Annotated in this window: 20 protein-coding genes; 10 read left to right on the plus strand and 10 right to left on the minus strand. The window is 63.9% G+C overall.

Going from position 1 to position 16,910, the window contains the following annotated elements:
* The first annotated feature begins 197 nt into the window (after positions 1–197).
* The 5 genes from KUL25_RS10145 to KUL25_RS10165 all read left to right on the plus strand — a co-directional run bounded on the left by KUL25_RS10145 (position 198) and on the right by KUL25_RS10165 (position 4,368).
* Positions 198–1,754 (plus strand): ABC transporter substrate-binding protein, encoded by a 1,557-nt coding sequence (locus tag KUL25_RS10145; protein WP_257894840.1) that lies wholly within the window; start codon positions 198–200, stop codon positions 1,752–1,754.
* Between the two features lie 106 nt (positions 1,755–1,860).
* Positions 1,861–2,229, plus strand: coding sequence for a VOC family protein (locus KUL25_RS10150; RefSeq protein ID WP_257892839.1), 369 nt, complete (start codon positions 1,861–1,863; stop codon positions 2,227–2,229).
* 9 nt (positions 2,230–2,238) lie between these two features.
* Positions 2,239–2,631: a VOC family protein gene (locus KUL25_RS10155; protein WP_257892840.1), complete on the plus strand. Its 393-nt coding sequence runs from the start codon at positions 2,239–2,241 to the stop codon at positions 2,629–2,631.
* Between the two features lie 64 nt (positions 2,632–2,695).
* Positions 2,696–3,820, plus strand: a complete 1,125-nt coding sequence (locus tag KUL25_RS10160) for a beta-ketoacyl-ACP synthase III (protein ID WP_257892841.1) — start codon at positions 2,696–2,698, stop codon at positions 3,818–3,820.
* Positions 3,821–3,960: 140 nt separating this feature from the next.
* Positions 3,961–4,368 carry a BLUF domain-containing protein gene (locus KUL25_RS10165; RefSeq protein WP_257892842.1) on the plus strand — a complete coding sequence of 136 codons (408 nt, stop codon included), beginning with the start codon at positions 3,961–3,963 and terminating at the stop codon, positions 4,366–4,368.
* Here KUL25_RS10165 and KUL25_RS10170 read toward each other — a convergent pair.
* Positions 4,365–4,850 carry a hypothetical protein gene (locus KUL25_RS10170; RefSeq protein ID WP_257892843.1) on the minus strand — a complete coding sequence of 162 codons (486 nt, stop codon included), beginning with the start codon at positions 4,848–4,850 and terminating at the stop codon, positions 4,365–4,367. The two genes, KUL25_RS10165 and KUL25_RS10170, sit on opposite strands and share 4 nt — an antisense overlap.
* Before the next feature lie 94 nt (positions 4,851–4,944).
* Here KUL25_RS10170 and KUL25_RS10175 point away from each other — a divergent pair, with 94 nt between their 5' ends.
* A complete protein-coding gene (locus tag KUL25_RS10175; protein ID WP_068365226.1) occupies positions 4,945–5,532 on the plus strand; it encodes a thymidine kinase in 588 nt (195 codons plus the stop codon).
* Positions 5,533–5,584: 52 nt separating this feature from the next.
* Here KUL25_RS10175 and KUL25_RS10180 read toward each other — a convergent pair whose 3' ends face one another.
* From KUL25_RS10180 to KUL25_RS10210, 7 genes are all read right to left on the minus strand, one after another.
* Positions 5,585–6,763: a S41 family peptidase gene (locus KUL25_RS10180; protein ID WP_257892844.1), complete on the minus strand. Its 1,179-nt coding sequence runs from the start codon at positions 6,761–6,763 to the stop codon at positions 5,585–5,587.
* A gap of 117 nt (positions 6,764–6,880) precedes the next feature.
* Positions 6,881–7,828: a 2-hydroxyacid dehydrogenase gene (locus tag KUL25_RS10185; protein ID WP_257894841.1), complete on the minus strand. Its 948-nt coding sequence runs from the start codon at positions 7,826–7,828 to the stop codon at positions 6,881–6,883.
* A complete protein-coding gene (locus tag KUL25_RS10190) occupies positions 7,825–8,163 on the minus strand; it encodes a tRNA-binding protein (RefSeq protein ID WP_257892845.1) in 339 nt (112 codons plus the stop codon). The genes KUL25_RS10185 and KUL25_RS10190 overlap by 4 nt, the downstream gene beginning before the upstream one ends.
* Positions 8,164–8,181: 18 nt before the next feature.
* Entirely contained in the window at positions 8,182–8,991 is an 810-nt protein-coding gene (proC, locus tag KUL25_RS10195) for a pyrroline-5-carboxylate reductase (protein WP_257892846.1), read from the minus strand.
* A gap of 176 nt (positions 8,992–9,167) precedes the next feature.
* A complete protein-coding gene (locus KUL25_RS10200) occupies positions 9,168–9,671 on the minus strand; it encodes a type III secretion system chaperone family protein (RefSeq protein WP_257892847.1) in 504 nt (167 codons plus the stop codon).
* A 298-nt stretch (positions 9,672–9,969) separates the two neighbouring features.
* Positions 9,970–10,533 carry a DUF2726 domain-containing protein gene (locus KUL25_RS10205; protein ID WP_257892848.1) on the minus strand — a complete coding sequence of 188 codons (564 nt, stop codon included), beginning with the start codon at positions 10,531–10,533 and terminating at the stop codon, positions 9,970–9,972.
* A gap of 115 nt (positions 10,534–10,648) precedes the next feature.
* Positions 10,649–10,888, minus strand: coding sequence for an accessory factor UbiK family protein (locus tag KUL25_RS10210; RefSeq protein WP_068365207.1), 240 nt, complete (start codon positions 10,886–10,888; stop codon positions 10,649–10,651).
* 118 nt (positions 10,889–11,006) lie between these two features.
* On the opposite strand from KUL25_RS10210, the gene lgt reads away from it, so the two are divergent.
* The 4 genes from lgt (at position 11,007) to KUL25_RS10230 (ending at position 14,081) form a co-directional block, all read left to right on the plus strand.
* The gene (lgt, locus tag KUL25_RS10215; protein WP_257894842.1) at positions 11,007–11,918 is read left to right on the plus strand and encodes a prolipoprotein diacylglyceryl transferase; all 912 of its coding nucleotides are present in this window, start codon (positions 11,007–11,009) and stop codon (positions 11,916–11,918) included.
* A gap of 7 nt (positions 11,919–11,925) precedes the next feature.
* Positions 11,926–12,957 carry a class I SAM-dependent methyltransferase gene (locus tag KUL25_RS10220; protein ID WP_257892849.1) on the plus strand — a complete coding sequence of 344 codons (1,032 nt, stop codon included), beginning with the start codon at positions 11,926–11,928 and terminating at the stop codon, positions 12,955–12,957.
* Positions 12,954–13,697, plus strand: a complete 744-nt coding sequence (pgeF, locus tag KUL25_RS10225) for a peptidoglycan editing factor PgeF (protein ID WP_257892850.1) — start codon at positions 12,954–12,956, stop codon at positions 13,695–13,697. The genes KUL25_RS10220 and pgeF overlap by 4 nt, the downstream gene beginning before the upstream one ends.
* Positions 13,698–13,949: 252 nt before the next feature.
* The gene (locus KUL25_RS10230) at positions 13,950–14,081 is read left to right on the plus strand and encodes a hypothetical protein (RefSeq protein ID WP_255359641.1); all 132 of its coding nucleotides are present in this window, start codon (positions 13,950–13,952) and stop codon (positions 14,079–14,081) included.
* Between the two features lie 158 nt (positions 14,082–14,239).
* Here KUL25_RS10230 and KUL25_RS10235 read toward each other — a convergent pair whose 3' ends face one another.
* On the minus strand, positions 14,240–16,252 hold the full coding sequence (locus tag KUL25_RS10235) for a tetratricopeptide repeat-containing sulfotransferase family protein (RefSeq protein WP_257892851.1): 2,013 nt from the start codon (positions 16,250–16,252) through the stop codon (positions 14,240–14,242).
* Between the two features lie 3 nt (positions 16,253–16,255).
* Positions 16,256–16,756, minus strand: a complete 501-nt coding sequence (locus tag KUL25_RS10240; RefSeq protein WP_068365198.1) for an Lrp/AsnC family transcriptional regulator — start codon at positions 16,754–16,756, stop codon at positions 16,256–16,258.
* Positions 16,757–16,910: the final 154 nt, after the last annotated feature.

Genomic DNA, 16,910 nt, shown 5'->3' on the forward strand with positions numbered 1-16,910 from the left:
TCAACCGCCGCCCGCCCCTTGCGCGGATAGCCATTGAACGACTGGCCAATGTCGCTTTTAATCAATCATGTCGCAAACGGGCCATGCGGCACCTTTTCAAAAGGTCCAATAGGGAGATCCACGACGTGACATTGTACAATGCACACGACCTTCACCCCGCCGCCCGCGCCTATGCGCAGGAAGTGGCGGACGGCACCATGGACCGACGCGAGTTCCTGACCCGCGCGACCGCACTTGGCGTCACTGCCGTCGGAGCCTATGCGCTGATCGGCGCGGCCCCCGCCCGTGCCGACGGCCACATCGCGACCGGCGGCACGCTGCGCATTCAGCAGGACGTGCGCGCGCTGAAAGATCCGCCGACCTATGACTGGCCGCAAATGGCCAACGTTTCGCGCGGGTGGCTGGAATACCTCGTGCAATACAACGCCGATGGCGTGTTCGAGCCCCGCCTTCTGACCTCGTGGGAGGTCAACGACGACGCCACCCAATATGTGCTGAACCTGCGCCAAGGCGTGCAATGGAGCGACGGCACGCCGTTCACCTCGGCCGATGTCGCCTACAACATCACCCGCTGGTGCGACGCCTCGATGGAGGGCAACTCCATGGCCTCGCGCATGGCCGCGCTGATGGAAGGCGACGCCGCGCGCGACGGCGCGATCGAGGTGGTGGACGAGCATACCGTCCGCCTGAACCTGTCGCGTCCCGACATCACCATCCTGCCCACCATGTCCGACTATGCGGCGGCGATCGTGCAGAACGGCTTCACCGGCAATCCGTCGGATAATACCGTGGGAACAGGGCCTTACCGCCTTGTGTCGCTGGAAGTGGGCGTTGGCGCCGTGGTGGAACGCAACACCGATCACACCTGGTGGGGCGAAGGCACCGGCGCGTTTCTGGACCGGATCGAATACATTGATCTGGGCCAGGATCAGGCCGCGCACATCGCCGCCGTCGAGGCCGGCGAAGTCGACATGCTCTACGAGACGCTGGGTGACTTCATCGACGTCATGGACGCCATCGGCTGGACCAAGTCCGAGGCGATTTCCGCCAATTCGCTGGTGTTGCGCACCAACCAGACCAATGCGCCCTACGACGACGTCCGGGTGCGCCGCGCGCTGGCCCTTGCCACCGACAACCGCGTGCTGATGGAACTGGGCGTGAACGGTTTGGGCACGGTGGCCGAAAACCACCATGTCTGCCCGATCCATCCCGAATACGCCGATATCGGCCCTGCGGTCCAAGACGTGGCCGCCGCGCAGGCGTTGATGGAGGAAGCAGGCGCGACGGATTTCGAGCATGAGCTGATTTCCATCGATGATAGCTGGCGCCGTCCCACGACCGACGCCCTTGCAGCCCAACTGCGCGACGCCGGTTTCAACGTGACCCGAACCATCATTCCGGGCAGCACGTTCTGGAACGATTGGGCAAATTATCCCTTCAGTTCAACCGATTGGGGCCACCGCCCCTTGGGTGTCCAGAACCTGACGCTGGCCTATACCACGGGGGCCGCCTGGAACGAGACCGGGTTTGCCAACGCGGAATTCGACAGTCTGCTGGCCGATGCTTCCGCCATCGCGGATGCCGAGGCGCGGTCCGAGCTGATGGCCCAGATCGAGCAGATCATGATCGACGAAGGTGTCGTGATCCAACCCTTCTGGCGCTCCATCTATCGGCACTACACCGACAATGTGGTGGGCGCGGAAACGCACCCGATCTTCGAGATCCACGTCCACAAGCTTGGCTTCGCAGCATAGGCCAAGGATGTGACCGAACCGGCGGCAGGGCCCCCTTGCCGCCGGTTTTTCTTTGCGCATATCCCCTTTTGCCCTAGCCTGAGCCCCTGAAAACGGAGGGCTTCCCATGAAACTCGGCGCATTCTCGGTGTCCTTGGCGGTACGGGATCTGGCGAAATCCAGGGCCTTCTACGAAACGCTTGGCTTCAGCCAGATGGGCGGCGACCCCGATCACGGCTACCTCATCATGAAGAACGGCGACACGCTGATCGGCCTTTTTCACGGCATGTTCGAAGGGAACCTTTTGACCTTCAATCCAGGCTGGGATCAGGCCGCGCAGCCCTTGGACGCTTTCGACGACGTTCGCGCGATCCGCGACACGGTCGCGGCGGCGGGCTATCCGGTCGAGCAGGAAGCGGGCGAGGCCAGCGGCCCCGGCAGTTTCGTCACCCGCGACCCCGATGGCAATGTCATCCTGATCGACCAGCACAGGTAAGGGCTTGCGATGATTGATCATTCCGGCCTCAGCGTTTCGGACTTCGAGGCGGCGAAAGCCTTCTACTCCGCCGCCCTTGCGCCCCTTGGGTCCCGCTATCTGTTCACCGTCCCGCCCGAGCATACCGAAGGTGTGGCGGTTGGTGGTTTTGGACAGGACCGCCCGCAATTCTGGATCCACGCGGGCGCGGCGCAGTCACCGCCCGTGCATTTTGCCTTCACCGCCGCGTCGCGCGCGCAGGTCGATGCCTTCCACGCGGCGGCCCTGGCAGCAGGCGGCACGGACAATGGCGCGCCCGGCCTGCGGCCCCACTACCATCCCGACTATTACGGCGCCTTCGTCCTCGACCCCGATGGCAACAACATCGAAGCCGTGTGCCACGCCCCGGACGCCACGACGTAACGTCAGCCGCCTTGACGCCCCTCCCGTTTCTCGCGCAACTGGGGGCCCTCGTGTGGAGAGCGATATGTTTCAGCCAGCCATCACCGGGTCCGGGGTGTTCACCCCGGATCAGAGCATTTCCAACGACGAACTCGTCGTGGCTTTCAACGGCTACGCCGACCGGTGGAACGCCGAGAACGCCGCCGCCATCGCGGCCGGTGAGGTCGATGAGTTGGCCCATTCCTCGTCCGAATTCATCGTTGCGGCCTCTGGCATTGAACGCCGCTACGTGCTTGATAAATCGGGCCTCCTGGACCCGGAGGTGATGCACCCCTGGCTGCCAGAGCGGTCCATGGAAGACCCCGGTTTCATGGCGGAAATGGGCGTGGATGCCTGCCAGAAAGCGTTGGACATGGCGGGCGTGGACGCGGGCGATGTGGACGCCGTCATCTGCGCCGCTTCCAACCACGAACGCGCCTACCCGGCAATTGCGATCGAGATCCAGGAGGCCCTGGGCGTTCAGGGCTTCGGCTTTGACATGAACGTCGCTTGCTCCTCGGCCACCTTCGGCATTCAGGCGGCGGCGGACATGATCCGCTCGGGCTCCATCAAGCGGGCGCTGGTGGTGAACCCGGAAATCTGCTCGGCCCATCTGGAATGGCGCGACCGCGACTGCCACTTCATCTTCGGCGATGTCGCGACGGCCGTTCTGATCGAGCGGGCGGATCTGGCGAAAGGCGAAAAATTCCTCATCAAATCAACCCGCTGCGCCACGCAATTTTCCAACAACATCCGCAACAACAACGGCTTCCTGCGCCGCACGCGCGAAGGCCATATGGAAGACCGCCGCGACATGCTCTTCATGCAAAACGGGCGCAAGGTGTTCAAGGAAGTGCTGCCGCTGGTGTCGCGCCACATCGCCGATCACATGGAAGCCGAGGGCGTCGAGGCGGGCGATCTGAAGCGCCTGTGGCTGCATCAGGCCAACAAGACGATGAACGATTACATCGGCAAGAAGGTTCTGGGCCGCGTGCCCGAGGACGGAGAGCAGCCCAACATTCTGCAAGACTATGCCAACACCTCCAGCGCCGGTTCGATCATCGCCTTTGCCAAGTATTCCGATGACCTGGCACCCGGCGACACCGGGTTGATCTGCTCTTTCGGGGCCGGGTATTCCGTGGGCTCCGTGATCCTTGAGAAATCGGCCTGATCCATCTGGCGCGCCACTTGGCGCACGGCTATCGCCCTTGGCAGGTGGTTTCGCGACCGGAGATGGCCCGCGTGGATTTCCTGCAAGACATCCCCCGACTGCCCGCGTAGGGTTGCACGACCCCAGCCGGAGCCCGTCCCATGGCGCACCTTTCCCATCTGATCTATACCTCTGTGCCCTTCGGCTATGACCCCGCCGATCTGAACGGCATCCTTCTGGATGCCCGCGCCGCAAACACGCGCGACGGCGTGACCGGGGCGCTGATCTGTCGGCGCGATGTGTTCATGCAGTATCTGGAAGGCCCCTCGCGCGCGCTCAGCGCGACCTACGCACGGATCAAGAGGGACGACCGCCATGTGGAGGTTGTGGCAAGGTCCGAGGGGCCCATCGACACGCGTCTGTTCGGCGATTGGGCGATGCTGCATGATCCGGCGCAATCGCTGATCTGGTCGGTGGAAGAGGTCGAAGAGGGCCAGTTGGAGCGGGCGGGCGCGCACGATTACCAACGGATGTTCCAGTCCCTCGCCGCCAAGGCGCTGGCCCCTTAACTGCGGCTGTCGGCCTCCAGCCGCAGCTTCATCTCTACCAGAACCTTCTGAAGTTCCAGGGTTTCTTCCAACAGCCGCCGCGTCTCGTTGACCGAAATGACGCCATCCTCGATCGCCACGTGGTATTCCGACATCAGGATCGCGAACCGCTGGCTAAGCGCGATGACGTTGGAATTCACGTTGCCCTGATTGTCCCCCCGCACCGCGTTGCGCTTGTCCGAGCCATAAGACATCTGGCCACCGTTCAACTCGGCCAGGGCCGCCGTCACATGGGGAAAGCTGGAGGCCGCCTCCAGCGCCGCCACGGCATCCACCGGCATGAACCGATCCGCGTGCTCGTCGCTTTCCGAGAAATAGCGCCCCAGCGTGGCCTTGGACCGCCCGGTCAGCTCACATGCCGCCGCATAGCCTACATCCTTGATCAAGCGTTCCGTGTGGCGCTTGAGGTAGCCGCGTGCCGTAATCCCGTCCGTATCGCTCATCGCTTCGTCCCTTTTTCTGCGTGCCAGAAGACCCGCTTTGCGCACCCCCGTCAACGTCTTGCCAGCGCCGCCCACTTGGGCCAAACCAAGACCCATGGCCAAGCTTTATTTCAACTACTCCACCATGAACGCGGGCAAATCGACCCTGCTGTTGCAAGCCTCCTACAATTATATCGAGCGGGGGATGCAGACCTATCTGTTGACTGCCAACTTCGACGACCGCGCGGGCAAGGGTGTGATCGGGTCCCGGATCGGGATCGAGGCCGAGGCCGACACCTACACCCAATCCGATGATCTCTTCGCCAAGATCGAGGCGCGATTGGCGCAAGGCCCCTGCGCCTGCGTGCTGGTGGATGAGGCGCAATGGATGACCCGCGAACAGGTCTGGCAGTTGGCCCGCGCGGTCGACGACCTTGGCGTGCCGGTCATGACCTACGGGTTGCGCGTGGATTTCCGGGGCGAGCTGTTTCCCGGCTCTGCCGCGCTACTGGCGCTGGCCGATGAAATGCGAGAAGTCCGCACCATCTGCCATTGCGGGCGGAAGGCCACCATGGTGATCCGCGTGGATGAAAACGGAAACGCCGTTGCCGACGGTGCGCAGATCGAGGTGGGCGGCAACGACCGCTACATCAGCCTGTGCCGCAAGCATTTCCGCGACGCGGTGGGCGACGTGACGACGTAAAACGGTCCTGCGCGCAACGGGCTACTGAGCGGACGCAGCGGGCTTCCGCGTTCTAAGCCATTTCTTCGGCAAGCATGCCATAAACGGCATCGCGCGATGTCGTGTCGAATGGATCTGCAACCCAATGCCGGTCCATGTCCAGTTTGAGGACGGGTACAATCTGGCGCGCGATCTCGGGCGGCGTGGTTTCGTCGATGGATCCGGTTTCCCAATCGTGAAGGGCCGATGAATAGCGAATGAACGCACCGCTGATCGGCAACTCGATCAGGTCGCCCTCCGCAAAAAACCGCAACCCGTCGCCCATTTCTTCTCCGACAAGTTTCAGTTTGCTTCCAAGCCGATACTTGAGAAGTGCAACAAAGACGATTGCGGCGGAAAACGTGAACTTGTCCACAAGCACCGCGCAGCCACACGCCCCTGCGCATTCGGTGATGGCATCAATCAAGGGCATCGTTTCCAGAAAGTCGCCCCCGGTGTTGCCGCGCACGTCGATCACAAGGAACCTGCCCGGGTGCGACCGGACGAATGTGGCCGCCCTCTCGATTGCGGCCGACAACGCCTTTCCGTCGGGATCAAAGAAGCTTGGCAGGGCAATGGAGAGGCCGCGCGCGGAACAATCCCCGACATCGGCAAAACCCTTGAAATTCCAAACTGGATCAGCTTGGCCGTGTTCATTTCTTGGGTATATTTCAGTCGCCGTGATCGTGTTGGTGTGCTCCAGTTTCACGCACGTCATTTGTCCGCTTGCACTCTGGATATGGTACTCTGTCCGATGCGCGAAAGGGGCAAAGCCCAGACGTGCCAGTGCTGCGGGCCATGCCAACAAGAGAGGTCCAATCACGCGCTGTCTTTGCCGGGTGCCTGCCAGATATTTCGCTGCCGCAAGCTCAATCTCTGCGACCGGTCTGCCGTTCACGGCGATCACCTTGCCGATGGGAAGCTCCGCAAGGGCAGATGAAGTCTTGGTCAGAAATGTCGACGTGCCGATGGTCACAAATCGGAGTGGCAAGACAGAGATCGCATCATTCGGGATCAGGCGGGTGTGCCCATTTCCGGGAAGCGCCAGAAGTTGCATCGCAGACAGCAAGAACTCTTCCCTGGCATCACGCGCGGCGTGCCGCTGGAGGTCTTCGACACAGCGATCAATGATCCCCGGCGCGACGGTTGCAAAGCTGGGATCGACCCGATTCACAACGTCGAGAATAAGATCAAGGTCTTGGCTGAGGGACATTTTTTACCTTAGCACCTTGGCGAAATCGGAGTCTACGCCGGGCTCCGCCCTGCCTGTCGCCACGGGGTCGGGAATACTGCTGCGAGGAGAGCCGAAAAGGCTCGAGGAGGGGGGCGATCAGACAGCGTTGGGCGCGGCCCGCCCTTCGGCCACCGCGATCACGTTGTCCAGCGCCATGCGGCCCATATCCTCGCGTACTTCCAGCGCCGCCGTGCCCAGATGCGGCAGGAGCGTCACGTTTTCCATGGCGCGCAGGGCATCGGGCACGGCGGGTTCGAACTCAAAGACATCCAGCCCCGCGCCCGCGATCTGCCCGGCCTCCAGCGCCGCGATCAACGCCGCCTCATCCACCACGTCCCCACGAGAGATATTGACGAAGATCGCCGCGGGTTTCATCGCCGCGAATTGCGCGGCACCCATCAGGTGATGCGTTTCCGCGCCGCTTGGGGCGGCCAGAACGACGATGTCCGCCCGCGCCAATGCATCGTCCATGGGCAGTTGTTCCGCAGGGAAATCCATCTGTTTCTGCGAGCGGTTCACGAAGACGACCTTGCAGCCGAACCCGAAGTGACAGCGCTTGGCGATGGCTTGGCCAATGCGGCCCATGCCCACAACGCAGACGGTCTTTCCCGACACATGCATCCCCAGCATTTGCGTGGGATGCCATCCGGTCCAGGCGCCCGCCCGCACCATCCGCTCGCCCTCTCCGGCGCGGCGCGCGGTCATCAGGATCAGCGTGAGGGCGATATCGGCGGTGGCATCGGTGACAGCGCCCGGCGTGTTGGAGACTTCGACGCCAGCGGCGCGCGCCGCCCCCACGTCGATGTGGTTGTAGCCGACACCGAAGTTCGCCAGCAATTTGGCTTTGGGCGCGGGCGCGTCGGCGAAGGCCTGGGCGGTGAAGGCGTCGCCCAAGGACGGCAGGATCAGATCGTGTTCGCGCAGGGCGGCGACGCATTCGGCGTGGTCCATCGGCTGCGTCGTGGCGCGGCAGGTGACGTCAAAGCGCGCCTCCGCCGCCGCCATCACGCTATCGGGCAGGCGACGGGAAATCAGAAGGCTCAGCATAGGCGTTCTCCGTTGGCGATGGCTTGATCCGGGCCGACAAGCACCACGCCACCATCCGCGTCATGGAGGCCGAGGATCAGAACCTCGGAGCGGACCGGGCCGATCTGGCGGGGTGGAAAGTTGACGACGCCCATCACCTGTTTGCCGACAAGGCTTTCAGGCCTGTAGTGGGCGGTAATCTGGGCCGAGGATTTCTTCTCGCCGATCTCATCGCCGAAATCGACCCACAGCTTGATCGCAGGTTTGCGGGCCTCGGGGAAATCCTCAGCACGGGTGATGGTGCCGACGCGGATGTCGACGGCCAGGAAGTCGTCAAAGGAGATTTCGGTCATCGGCCCTCTCGTGCGGGTTTACTTGCGCAATTCGCGTGAGCGGTGCGTTGCGGCGGCCACGGTTTTGCGCATCAGCGGCGCAAGACCGCCTTCGCCCATAAGCACCTCCAGCCCCGCCTGCGTCGTGCCATTGGGGGAGGTCACGTTGATGCGCAACTGCTCGGGCGTCTCATCCGACTGTTCGGCCAGCGCGCCCGCGCCTGCGACAGTGGCCTTGGCCAGAAGCATCGCCATCTGCTCGGGCAGACCCTCGGCCCGGGCTGCGGCGGCCAGCGCATCGATCATATAGAAGATATAGGCCGGGCCAGAGCCCGAGATGCCCGTGACAGCATCGATCTGCGATTCACTGGTCAGACGCACGACCTGGCCAATCGCCAAAAGCATCCTTTCGGCCAGGTCCAGATCCTCTGCCGTCGCCTCGGCATTGCCGACGATCGCGGTGATCCCCTTGCCCACCGCGGCGGGCGTATTGGGCATGGAGCGCACGACGCGCGTGCCCGGCCCGAAGGCGCGTTCATAGGTCTGGATCGGCGTGCCAGCGGCCACCGACAGGATCAGCGTGCCACCGCCACCGAAGCGTGCGACCTGCGGCAGGGCTTCCTGCATCATCTGAGGTTTCACCGCGATCATGAGAACCGCCGGATTTTCGGGCAGATCACCGTTGATCGACACCCCCGTGCCTTGCAGCCACTCCGACGGATTGGGGTCGATGATATGCACCGCCTCGGGCGACATGCCGCCCGCCAGCCAGCCCTGCAACATGGCAGAGCCCATCTTGCCACAGCCAAGCAACACCAACCCGCGGCTGTTCACCTGCGTCATATCCATCGTAGTGCCCCCCAAGGCTCTGATAACAGCGCATGCTGCGCAAGAGAGAGTGACAGCGCAAATAGGTCAGGAAAAGGGGGGCAGCGCGCTTCGGTGCCACAGGTGTTGCCAAAGTGTTCCGGTGCCCTAGCCCGGATCACGGCCCGTTGCGGTCAGGCAGGGCGTCGGACGGCGTTTCAGGCGCGGCCGAAGCCTTCCGCAATGGCGACGTTCATTGCCTGCTCGGGCGTGTTGTCGGACCACAGCGTCAGTTGGAAGGCAGGGTAATAGCGTTCGGACGCGATGACGGCGGTTTCCACCATGCAGGCGATCTGATCAGCCGAGGCCAGCTGCTCTCCGGCCAGCACCAGCCCGTAGCGGTACACCATCAGCTTTTGCGCGGCCCAGTAGGTGAAGGCCCCGGCCCAACAGCGGTCATTCACAAGGTTGAGCGCCTCGAACAGCTTGGGCCTGGTTTCCTCGGGCGGGTCGAGATCGAAGGTGCAGATCATCCGCAGCGTCTCGTCATAGGCGGACCAGGCGAGCGTGATGGAGTAGGTGCGCCACTGCCCTTCGATCGACATGGCGATCTGATCATCGGCGATGCGATCAAAGTCCCACGCATGGTGGGTGGCGAGGGTTTCGACGATATCGATTGGATGCAGGTCCTCGATATCGATGTATTCTTCCGCGTGCGACATAGCCCCAAACCTTCCAGGTTGGCAGCCCGCGCGGCCTTGGTGGTTCAATCCCAAGACTCCCCACAGACTGGGTGTCTTTCCTAGGGCTTGGCTGCTCGGCCTCAATCCCTACGAAATATGGTGGTCCTTTGGGGACTCGCTGTAAAGAATTATTTTTGTTGGGGAAACCGGGCCGAGTCGTGAATTTCGCGGATACCCACAAGATATTGCGGTTTTGTCAAGACGATCCACAAGACCGGGAGTTATCCACAGATTTCTGTGGAGAGGCTGGGGGGAAGGTGTGGGTAAGTGTCGTGGCCTACTCTGCCGCCAGCACGCTATGCTGCGTTAACCCTTGGCGCAGATCACGGGCCTGCGCGGCGCTTAGCCCGCTGCTTACGACTTCGATGAAGGCAATACCAGCCCGGTCACAGACAGCACGTTTGATGGCATCGCGGTCGCGGGCGTTGCCTTGAAAATGACCGCTGCCCTGGTACTCGATCACAAAGATGGGCAGCCAATCGGCATCCACGATCAGGAAATCGACCCGCTTGGCGTTGAAGGCGTTGAATACGGTTTGCCAGGTCGCGCGTGAGGTTTGCTGGCCGTCCTGCCGAAGGAACTCTCCCATGGAGACCTGTGACAAGAGCGTATGCGCACGGCTTTCGGCGACAATATGCGACAACTCTCGGTGCACTTTGCGCTCGGATTGGTTCAACACGAGCTGCGGGGTCAGGGGGGCACGGCGTATGGACCTGAGCGTTCGCCGCAGGGACGCCGGTGCGCTGCGGCGGCCTTTGCCTGTGAAAAGGCCCAGAAGCAGGATGACCCCCAAAAGGGCCCAAAAGCCGGGGAAGATGGGGATCGATTGAACAAGGGCCATGGTATCCATGGCGCATGTTTGGCCGGCACTCGGGGCAAAAGTTTGGCATCAAGGGCGCGGGCACAAAAAAACCGCCCCCCCCCCTGAGGGAGCGGTTCCAGAAAGTCGGGGGGGCTTACTTGCCTTCCAGCGCGTCCAGACGGGCCTTGAGCACCTCGTTCTCTTCACGGGCTTTTTGGGCCATGGCGCGCACGGCGTCGAATTCTTCGCGGGTCACGAGGTTCCGGTTCGCCAGCCAACGATCCATCATGCCATTCATCGCCGTCTCGGCCTCGTCCTTCGCGCCCTGGGCCACGCCCATCGCGTTGGTCATCAACTGGCTGATGTCGTCCATTACTTTGTTGCGCGTCTGCATTTGAGACTCCTGTTCTGCTGCACCCGATATGGGCGCACATCGCGCCCGGATCAAGGTTGACAACGTCGCATCACGCCCGCACCCAAGGGGGAAATTTGTGCGTGAGGCCCCCCTGATGATCAGTGCCGCCATCCCCTTCCCCCCCCTGTCGCCCGAGATCTTCACGATCTCGCTTGGCAGCTTCACCTTCGCGCTGCGCTGGTATGCCTTGGCCTATCTGGTCGGCCTTGGCCTTGGCTGGTGGGTGATCGTGCAGGCGTGCAAGCGGCCTGGGTTGTGGCCGGGCGACACGGCGCCGATGGCCCCCGCGAAGGTCGAGGGGTTGCTGACGGCGGTGGTCCTGGGCGTCATTCTGGGCGGGCGATTGGGCTATGTGGCGTTCTATCAACCGGGCTTCTACCTGGAAAACCCCGGCCTGATCCTTCAGGTCTGGCAGGGGGGCATGTCGTTCCATGGCGGGCTGTTGGGCGTGACGATTGCGGCGCTGATCTTCTGCCGGATCAACAAATCGCCACCGTTGCAGGTGGCCGACGCCATGGCGATGGTCGTGGGCTTTGGCCTGCTGCTGGGGCGCACGGCGAATTTCATCAACGCCGAATTGTGGGGCCGCGCGTCAGATGTGCCCTGGGCGGTGATCTTTCCGGGTGCCGCCGCGCAGGATTGCGCGGGGCCGGAAGGGTTGGTCGACTACCTTGGCGCGACGGTCTGCGCGCGCCATCCCTCACAACTCTATGAGGCGGCGCTGGAGGGCGCGGTGTTGCTGGCTGTTGTGCTCTATCTTGGGTTCAGGAAGGGCTGGCTGAAACGGCCCGGCGCGATCACGGGGATGTTCCTGCTGATCTACGGCACCTCGCGCTACCTGGTGGAATTCTTCCGCCAGCCCGACGCGCAATTCGTCGGCCCCGACAACCCCATCGGCTATGCGCTGGCCCTATCCCCAAGCGTGGGGCTGACGATGGGTCAGATCCTGACGATCCCCATGGTGCTGGCCGGGTTCTGGCTGGTTTTGCGGTCCAGACGTGTCGCTTGAAGACCGCATGATCGCGCGCATCGCGCGGATGGGGCCGATGTCCCTGGCCGACTATATGGCCGAGTGTCTGCACGACCCAAGGTTCGGCTATTACGCGACGCGCGATCCCTTGGGCGCTTCCGGAGATTTCACGACGGCGCCCGAGATTTCACAGATGTTCGGAGAGTTGATCGGCCTGTGGCTGGCACAGGTCTGGATGGATCAAGGCGGCGCGCCCTGCATGTTGGTGGAGCTTGGGCCGGGCCGCGGGACCTTGATGGCAGACATCATGCGCGCCACGCGGGGCGTGCCGGGGTTCCATCAGGCGGTGACACTGCATCTGGTGGAAGCCTCGCCCGTCCTGCGCGCCGCCCAGGCCGAGACGTTGAAAGCCCATGGGCCGACATTCCACGACAGCCTTGCCGATGTGCCGGAGGGGCCGATGCTGCTGGTGGCCAACGAATTCTTCGACGCGCTGCCGATCCGCCAGTTCCAGATGAACGACGCAGGCGATTGGCAGGAGCGGCAGGTGGGCGCGCGGGATGGCAAGCTCATTTGGGGTCTCGCGCCGCCTGCGCCGCTGGAGGTGCGCGACGGCTTCACCCCCGGCATGATCCTGGAGACCTGCGCCCCCGCTCAGGCGATTGCGGGCGAGATTGGCCGCCGTTTGCGCCATGGCGGGGCCGCGCTGATCGTGGATTATGGCGATTGGCTGAGCCAAGGCGATACGTTTCAGGCGCTGGCGGGTCACGCTTACGTGGACCCGCTGCACACCCCCGGCGAGGCCGATTTGACCGCCCATGTCGCGTTTGAGCCGCTCGCAAGGGCGGCTGGGGTGCGCGCCTCAACGCTGACGCCGCAGGGGGTGTTTCTGGAACGGCTTGGCATCACCGCGCGGGCGCAGGCCTTGGCGAAAGGTCTTGGCGGCGCGGCGCTGGAGGCGCATATCGCGGCGCACCGACGGTTGACGCACCCCGATGAAATGGGGACCCTGTTCAAGGTGCTGGCGCTAGGCGATCCCGAAACGCCGCTGCCCCCTGCCCTGGAGCCTTCTGCATGACGCTTTCGCCCCTTACCTCGCCGTTGTTGGATGGCATCACGCACGGCTTTTTCACCCGGCAGGGCGGCGCCTCGACCGGGATCTACGCGGGGCTGAATTGCGGCTCGGGCTCGTCTGACCAGGCAGAGGTCGTGGCGATGAACCGCGCGCGGGTGGCCGATGCCATGGGGGTGGACGCCTTGGCGAGCGTTCATCAGGTGCACTCGGCCGACGCGGTAGTGGCCGATCTCGCGGCAAAGCCCAAGGCGGACGGGTTGGTGACGGATACGCCGGGCGTGGCCCTGACGATCCTGACCGCCGATTGCCAGCCGGTTCTGTTCGCCGACCGCGACGCGGGCGTCGTGGGGGCGGCCCACGCGGGCTGGAAAGGCGCATTGGACGGCGTGCTGGAGGCGACGTTGGAGAAGATGGAAGACCTGGGCGCGGATCGCGGGCGGGTGCGGGCCGTCATTGGCCCCTCGATCAGCCAGCGCGCCTACGAGGTGGGCCAGGAATTTCTGGAACGGTTCATGGATGAGGACCCGGATCACGGGCGGTTCTTCGTGAATGGCGTGGACGGCAAATACCAGTTCGACCTGGTGGGCTTTGGCCTTTGGCGTCTGCGCGCGGCGGGCGTGGCCGAGGCCGAATGGACCGGCCATTGCACCTATTCGGACCCAGCGCTGTTCTACTCCTACCGCAGGGCGACTCACCGGGGCGAGGCGGACTATGGCCGGTTGATCGCGTCCATTCGCCTGTAAGGGCACCTGATTGGCTCTGAATGGGACACAATCGCGGCAAGCCCTGCCCCATGATGCACACAATTTGAAATGTCTTGCCGGAAAACCCTAACGAAACAACGCGATTGCATGCCGGGTTCTGCCTCAAAATGGCCCAGAAGATTTACCGCCTGTTAGTCTTTTTGCCTCAAGACTGACCCAAATCCGAGCCAGATTAGCTGCAACGAAACAATGACAGCTCAACACTGAGCGCTCGGCAAAAGGAACAGGCAAATGAAAACGCGTCGCTGGATGGAAAAGGTCTTGGACGAAGCGAAAAAAGAGCAGATCGACCTGCCGTGGTCGCGCAAGGTACGCGCCGAACGGCGTGCGGAGAAACCGCAATTGCTCACCGCCGCAGAATAAAGCGGCAGACCCCGGAGCAGCCTCAGATCTACAGACCCCGGGCCCCAAAAAACACAAGAACGCTTGCAAGAGGGTGGCCAGAATGGCCGCCCTTCGTTCGTTTCAGGGGGCGTCGTGTAGGGATGTGAGCATGACGCGGCGGCGGGGCGTGCCCCGCCCTACGGCGTGATGTCGACAGTCGTTTCCAGCGCATCAATCAGCGGTTGCAACGCGGCTTCATGGCGGCGCCACCCGGCGACGGCGCTGGTGCCGATGGGCTGGCGCGCCTGGGCGAAGCTGAGGGTCTGGATGCGCCGCCCCGTCGCCTCGGGCGCGAGGCAGGCGTCATTCCACGGCAGGCCGGTGGCGTCCAGAAGGGCGCGAATGTGGGGTTCAGGCTCTGCCGTCAGGGCCTCGTATTCCACGACGTGAACCCGGTCGGGCAGCGCGGCTTGCCAGAAGGCCGTGACCGCATCGTGCAGCCGGATGTAGCGCCCCATCGCCCGCAAATCATAGGCGTAGCGGTGCAATCCTTTGGGGAACATGTTTCGGAAAAGCGACAGGCCCACGTCGCGCGGATCCCGCTTGACCAGCACGAAATGCGCGCCGGGCAACGCCCGGGCGGCATGGCCGATGCGCGAGAAGGTGGCGATGGCCTTGTCGGCGATCACCGGCGCGCCGCCCGTACGCCGATGCGCGGCTTCGAGGTAGCGCGCGCCCGCCGTGGCGAGCGTTTCGCTGGACAATGTATCGTGGCGAAGCGCCTCCAGCACCGGCGCGAGGGCACGGGAGAGGAACGGCATCTCGCCGCCCGCGGCCACCTTCGGATGAGCGGCGAGGATCGTCTCGATCAAGGTGGTGCCCGAGCGCGGCAGGCCGGTGACGAAGATCACCGGATCGGCGAGCCCCGTGGCAGAAAGATGCTTGAGGGCCTCCCACTCGGCAACCAAGGTGCGGGCCTCGGCCAGATCGGCGTCGAAGCCGTAGGGATAGGTTTTCGCCATCAAGCGGTTTGCCGTTTCCAGATGCGGGAAGACGGCATCGTGCTGGCCCAGATCGCCCCGCGCCTTGGCGCTTGCAAAATGCAGCGCGGCGCGGTCGTAGGGCTTGAGGTCGGGGCGCGCCAAGGCCGCATCGAGGCGCGGCAGAAGCGGGTCATCGGCGGTGATCTTGCGCCCGTTCATGTAGGCGCGGAAGGCCTCGCCGCCCGAGGGGTTGGCGTCGATGGCGGCACTCAGCGCGGCCTCTGCCGCCGGAAAATCGCCTGCGGATTGGTAAAGCTGCGCGCGGTGGGTCAGCAGGTCCGGCGTGGGGTTGGTCAGGGCGTGGTCAATCACCGCCTCGGCGCCCGTGATGTCGCCCGCCTCTTCCAGGGCCATGGCGGTACTGCGCAAGAGCGGCACGCGGGACGCGCCCGCCTTGATGGCGGCTTTCGCAGCGTCCAGCGCACGGTCGCCCTGCCCGGTTTGCGCCAGCGCCAAGGCCAGTTCCGCCGACCAGCGGGCGGATTTCGCGCCATGGCCGGCCAGCGCGGCTACGGCATCCTGGGGCCGGGCGATCTCGCGCAGAAGGCGGGCGCGGATCAGTGTGGCCTCCGGCATGTCCATCCCCGTCAGTGTCGCCTCCGCCAAGGTGGGGCGCGCGTCCGCCAGATAGGCCCGCGCGAGGGCCAGGCGCGCCGGAACATGGGACGGGTCGCGGGTGGTCGCGGCCTCCAACGGGGCGGTGGCGGGTTTGGACAGCGCCAGGCGCGCCTCCCCCAATACATAGGCAGGCCAGAAAGCGGCGGGGGCCAGTTTGGCAAGCGTCAGGGCGCCTGCCTCGGCCTGATCGGCGCGGCCCGCCTTGAGCGCGGCCAGGATCGGGCGGACGTCGGCCTCGGACCCCAAGGGCACCTTGGCGCGCTGCGCCTCCTTCTCCAGCTTCACGCGGGCGCCGCCCCGCAACACACCGTGCAGACCCTGCCAGATCGCGGCCTCCTTCGGCTTGAGCTTCAGGGCGGCACGGAAGGCGGCTTCGGCCTGCTTGGGGTCGGTGCCCGCAAGGCAGCGGGCGCGTTGAAACAGCACCTCGGGGATATCGGATTTCAGCGCCAGAATGCGGTCATAGATCGCAAGCGCCGCCTCTGTCTGGCCCGCCTGCTGCGCGGCAAGCCCCTCTCGGTAGAGGGCGCCCAGATCGAGATTGGCCATGGCTCAGGCGATCTGCGCGAGGCGGTCTTCCATCACGTCGAAGGGCACGCCGGGCGCATCCTTGGCCCCCCGGATCACCAGCGACGTGCGGACGGAGGCCACGTTGGGGGCCGAGGTCAACTCTCCGGTCAGGAAGGTCTGGAACGACGAGAGGTCGGGGGCGACGCACTTCAGGATGAAATCGATCTCGCCGTTGAGCATGTGACATTCGCGAACCAAGGGCCAATCGTTGCACCGCTCTTCAAAGGCGGTCAGGTCGGCTTCGGCCTGGCTGGCAAGGCTGATCATTGCGAAAACCTGCACCTCGAACCCCAATTGGCGCGCGTCGACATCGGCATGGTAGCCCTTGATGTAGCCCGCGTCCTCCAGCGTGCGCACGCGGCGCAGACAGGGCGGCGCGGAAATGCCCACACGCTTGGCAAGTTCCACGTTGGTCATGCGACCATCGTCCTGCAATTCGGCCAGAATCTTCCGGTCGATCGGGTCGAGTTTGGTATGCGCCATAGGTGTCGTTCCCTGCATGTGCGGTTTTCAGATGAACCGCATCCCCCATCGTTTGCGCAATTATATTTCACGGATGCGCAAGAAATGGAATAGCTCACTTGCAGGTGAAGGTCTTTTCTGGGGGGGTTTCATCGCTGCGCCCGCAGGGATATAT

The sequence above is a fragment of the Gymnodinialimonas phycosphaerae genome (assembly GCF_019195455.1).
Classification (GTDB): Bacteria; Pseudomonadota; Alphaproteobacteria; order Rhodobacterales; family Rhodobacteraceae; genus Gymnodinialimonas; species Gymnodinialimonas phycosphaerae.

Coding starts and splice junctions, on each gene's coding strand:
- KUL25_RS10145 (WP_257894840.1), top strand. CDS start 198: ATGGACCGACGCGAGTTCCTGACCCGCGCGACCGCACTTGGCGTCACT.
- KUL25_RS10150 (WP_257892839.1), top strand. CDS start 1,861: ATGAAACTCGGCGCATTCTCGGTGTCCTTGGCGGTACGGGATCTGGCG.
- KUL25_RS10155 (WP_257892840.1), top strand. CDS start 2,239: ATGATTGATCATTCCGGCCTCAGCGTTTCGGACTTCGAGGCGGCGAAA.
- KUL25_RS10160 (WP_257892841.1), top strand. CDS start 2,696: ATGTTTCAGCCAGCCATCACCGGGTCCGGGGTGTTCACCCCGGATCAG.
- KUL25_RS10165 (WP_257892842.1), top strand. CDS start 3,961: ATGGCGCACCTTTCCCATCTGATCTATACCTCTGTGCCCTTCGGCTAT.
- KUL25_RS10170 (WP_257892843.1), bottom strand. CDS start 4,850: ATGAGCGATACGGACGGGATTACGGCACGCGGCTACCTCAAGCGCCAC.
- KUL25_RS10175 (WP_068365226.1), top strand. CDS start 4,945: ATGGCCAAGCTTTATTTCAACTACTCCACCATGAACGCGGGCAAATCG.
- KUL25_RS10180 (WP_257892844.1), bottom strand. CDS start 6,763: ATGTCCCTCAGCCAAGACCTTGATCTTATTCTCGACGTTGTGAATCGG.
- KUL25_RS10190 (WP_257892845.1), bottom strand. CDS start 8,163: ATGACCGAAATCTCCTTTGACGACTTCCTGGCCGTCGACATCCGCGTC.
- proC (WP_257892846.1), bottom strand. CDS start 8,991: ATGGATATGACGCAGGTGAACAGCCGCGGGTTGGTGTTGCTTGGCTGT.
- KUL25_RS10200 (WP_257892847.1), bottom strand. CDS start 9,671: ATGTCGCACGCGGAAGAATACATCGATATCGAGGACCTGCATCCAATC.
- KUL25_RS10205 (WP_257892848.1), bottom strand. CDS start 10,533: ATGGCCCTTGTTCAATCGATCCCCATCTTCCCCGGCTTTTGGGCCCTT.
- KUL25_RS10210 (WP_068365207.1), bottom strand. CDS start 10,888: ATGCAGACGCGCAACAAAGTAATGGACGACATCAGCCAGTTGATGACC.
- KUL25_RS10220 (WP_257892849.1), top strand. CDS start 11,926: ATGATCGCGCGCATCGCGCGGATGGGGCCGATGTCCCTGGCCGACTAT.
- pgeF (WP_257892850.1), top strand. CDS start 12,954: ATGACGCTTTCGCCCCTTACCTCGCCGTTGTTGGATGGCATCACGCAC.
- KUL25_RS10230 (WP_255359641.1), top strand. CDS start 13,950: ATGAAAACGCGTCGCTGGATGGAAAAGGTCTTGGACGAAGCGAAAAAA.
- KUL25_RS10235 (WP_257892851.1), bottom strand. CDS start 16,252: ATGGCCAATCTCGATCTGGGCGCCCTCTACCGAGAGGGGCTTGCCGCG.
- KUL25_RS10240 (WP_068365198.1), bottom strand. CDS start 16,756: ATGGCGCATACCAAACTCGACCCGATCGACCGGAAGATTCTGGCCGAA.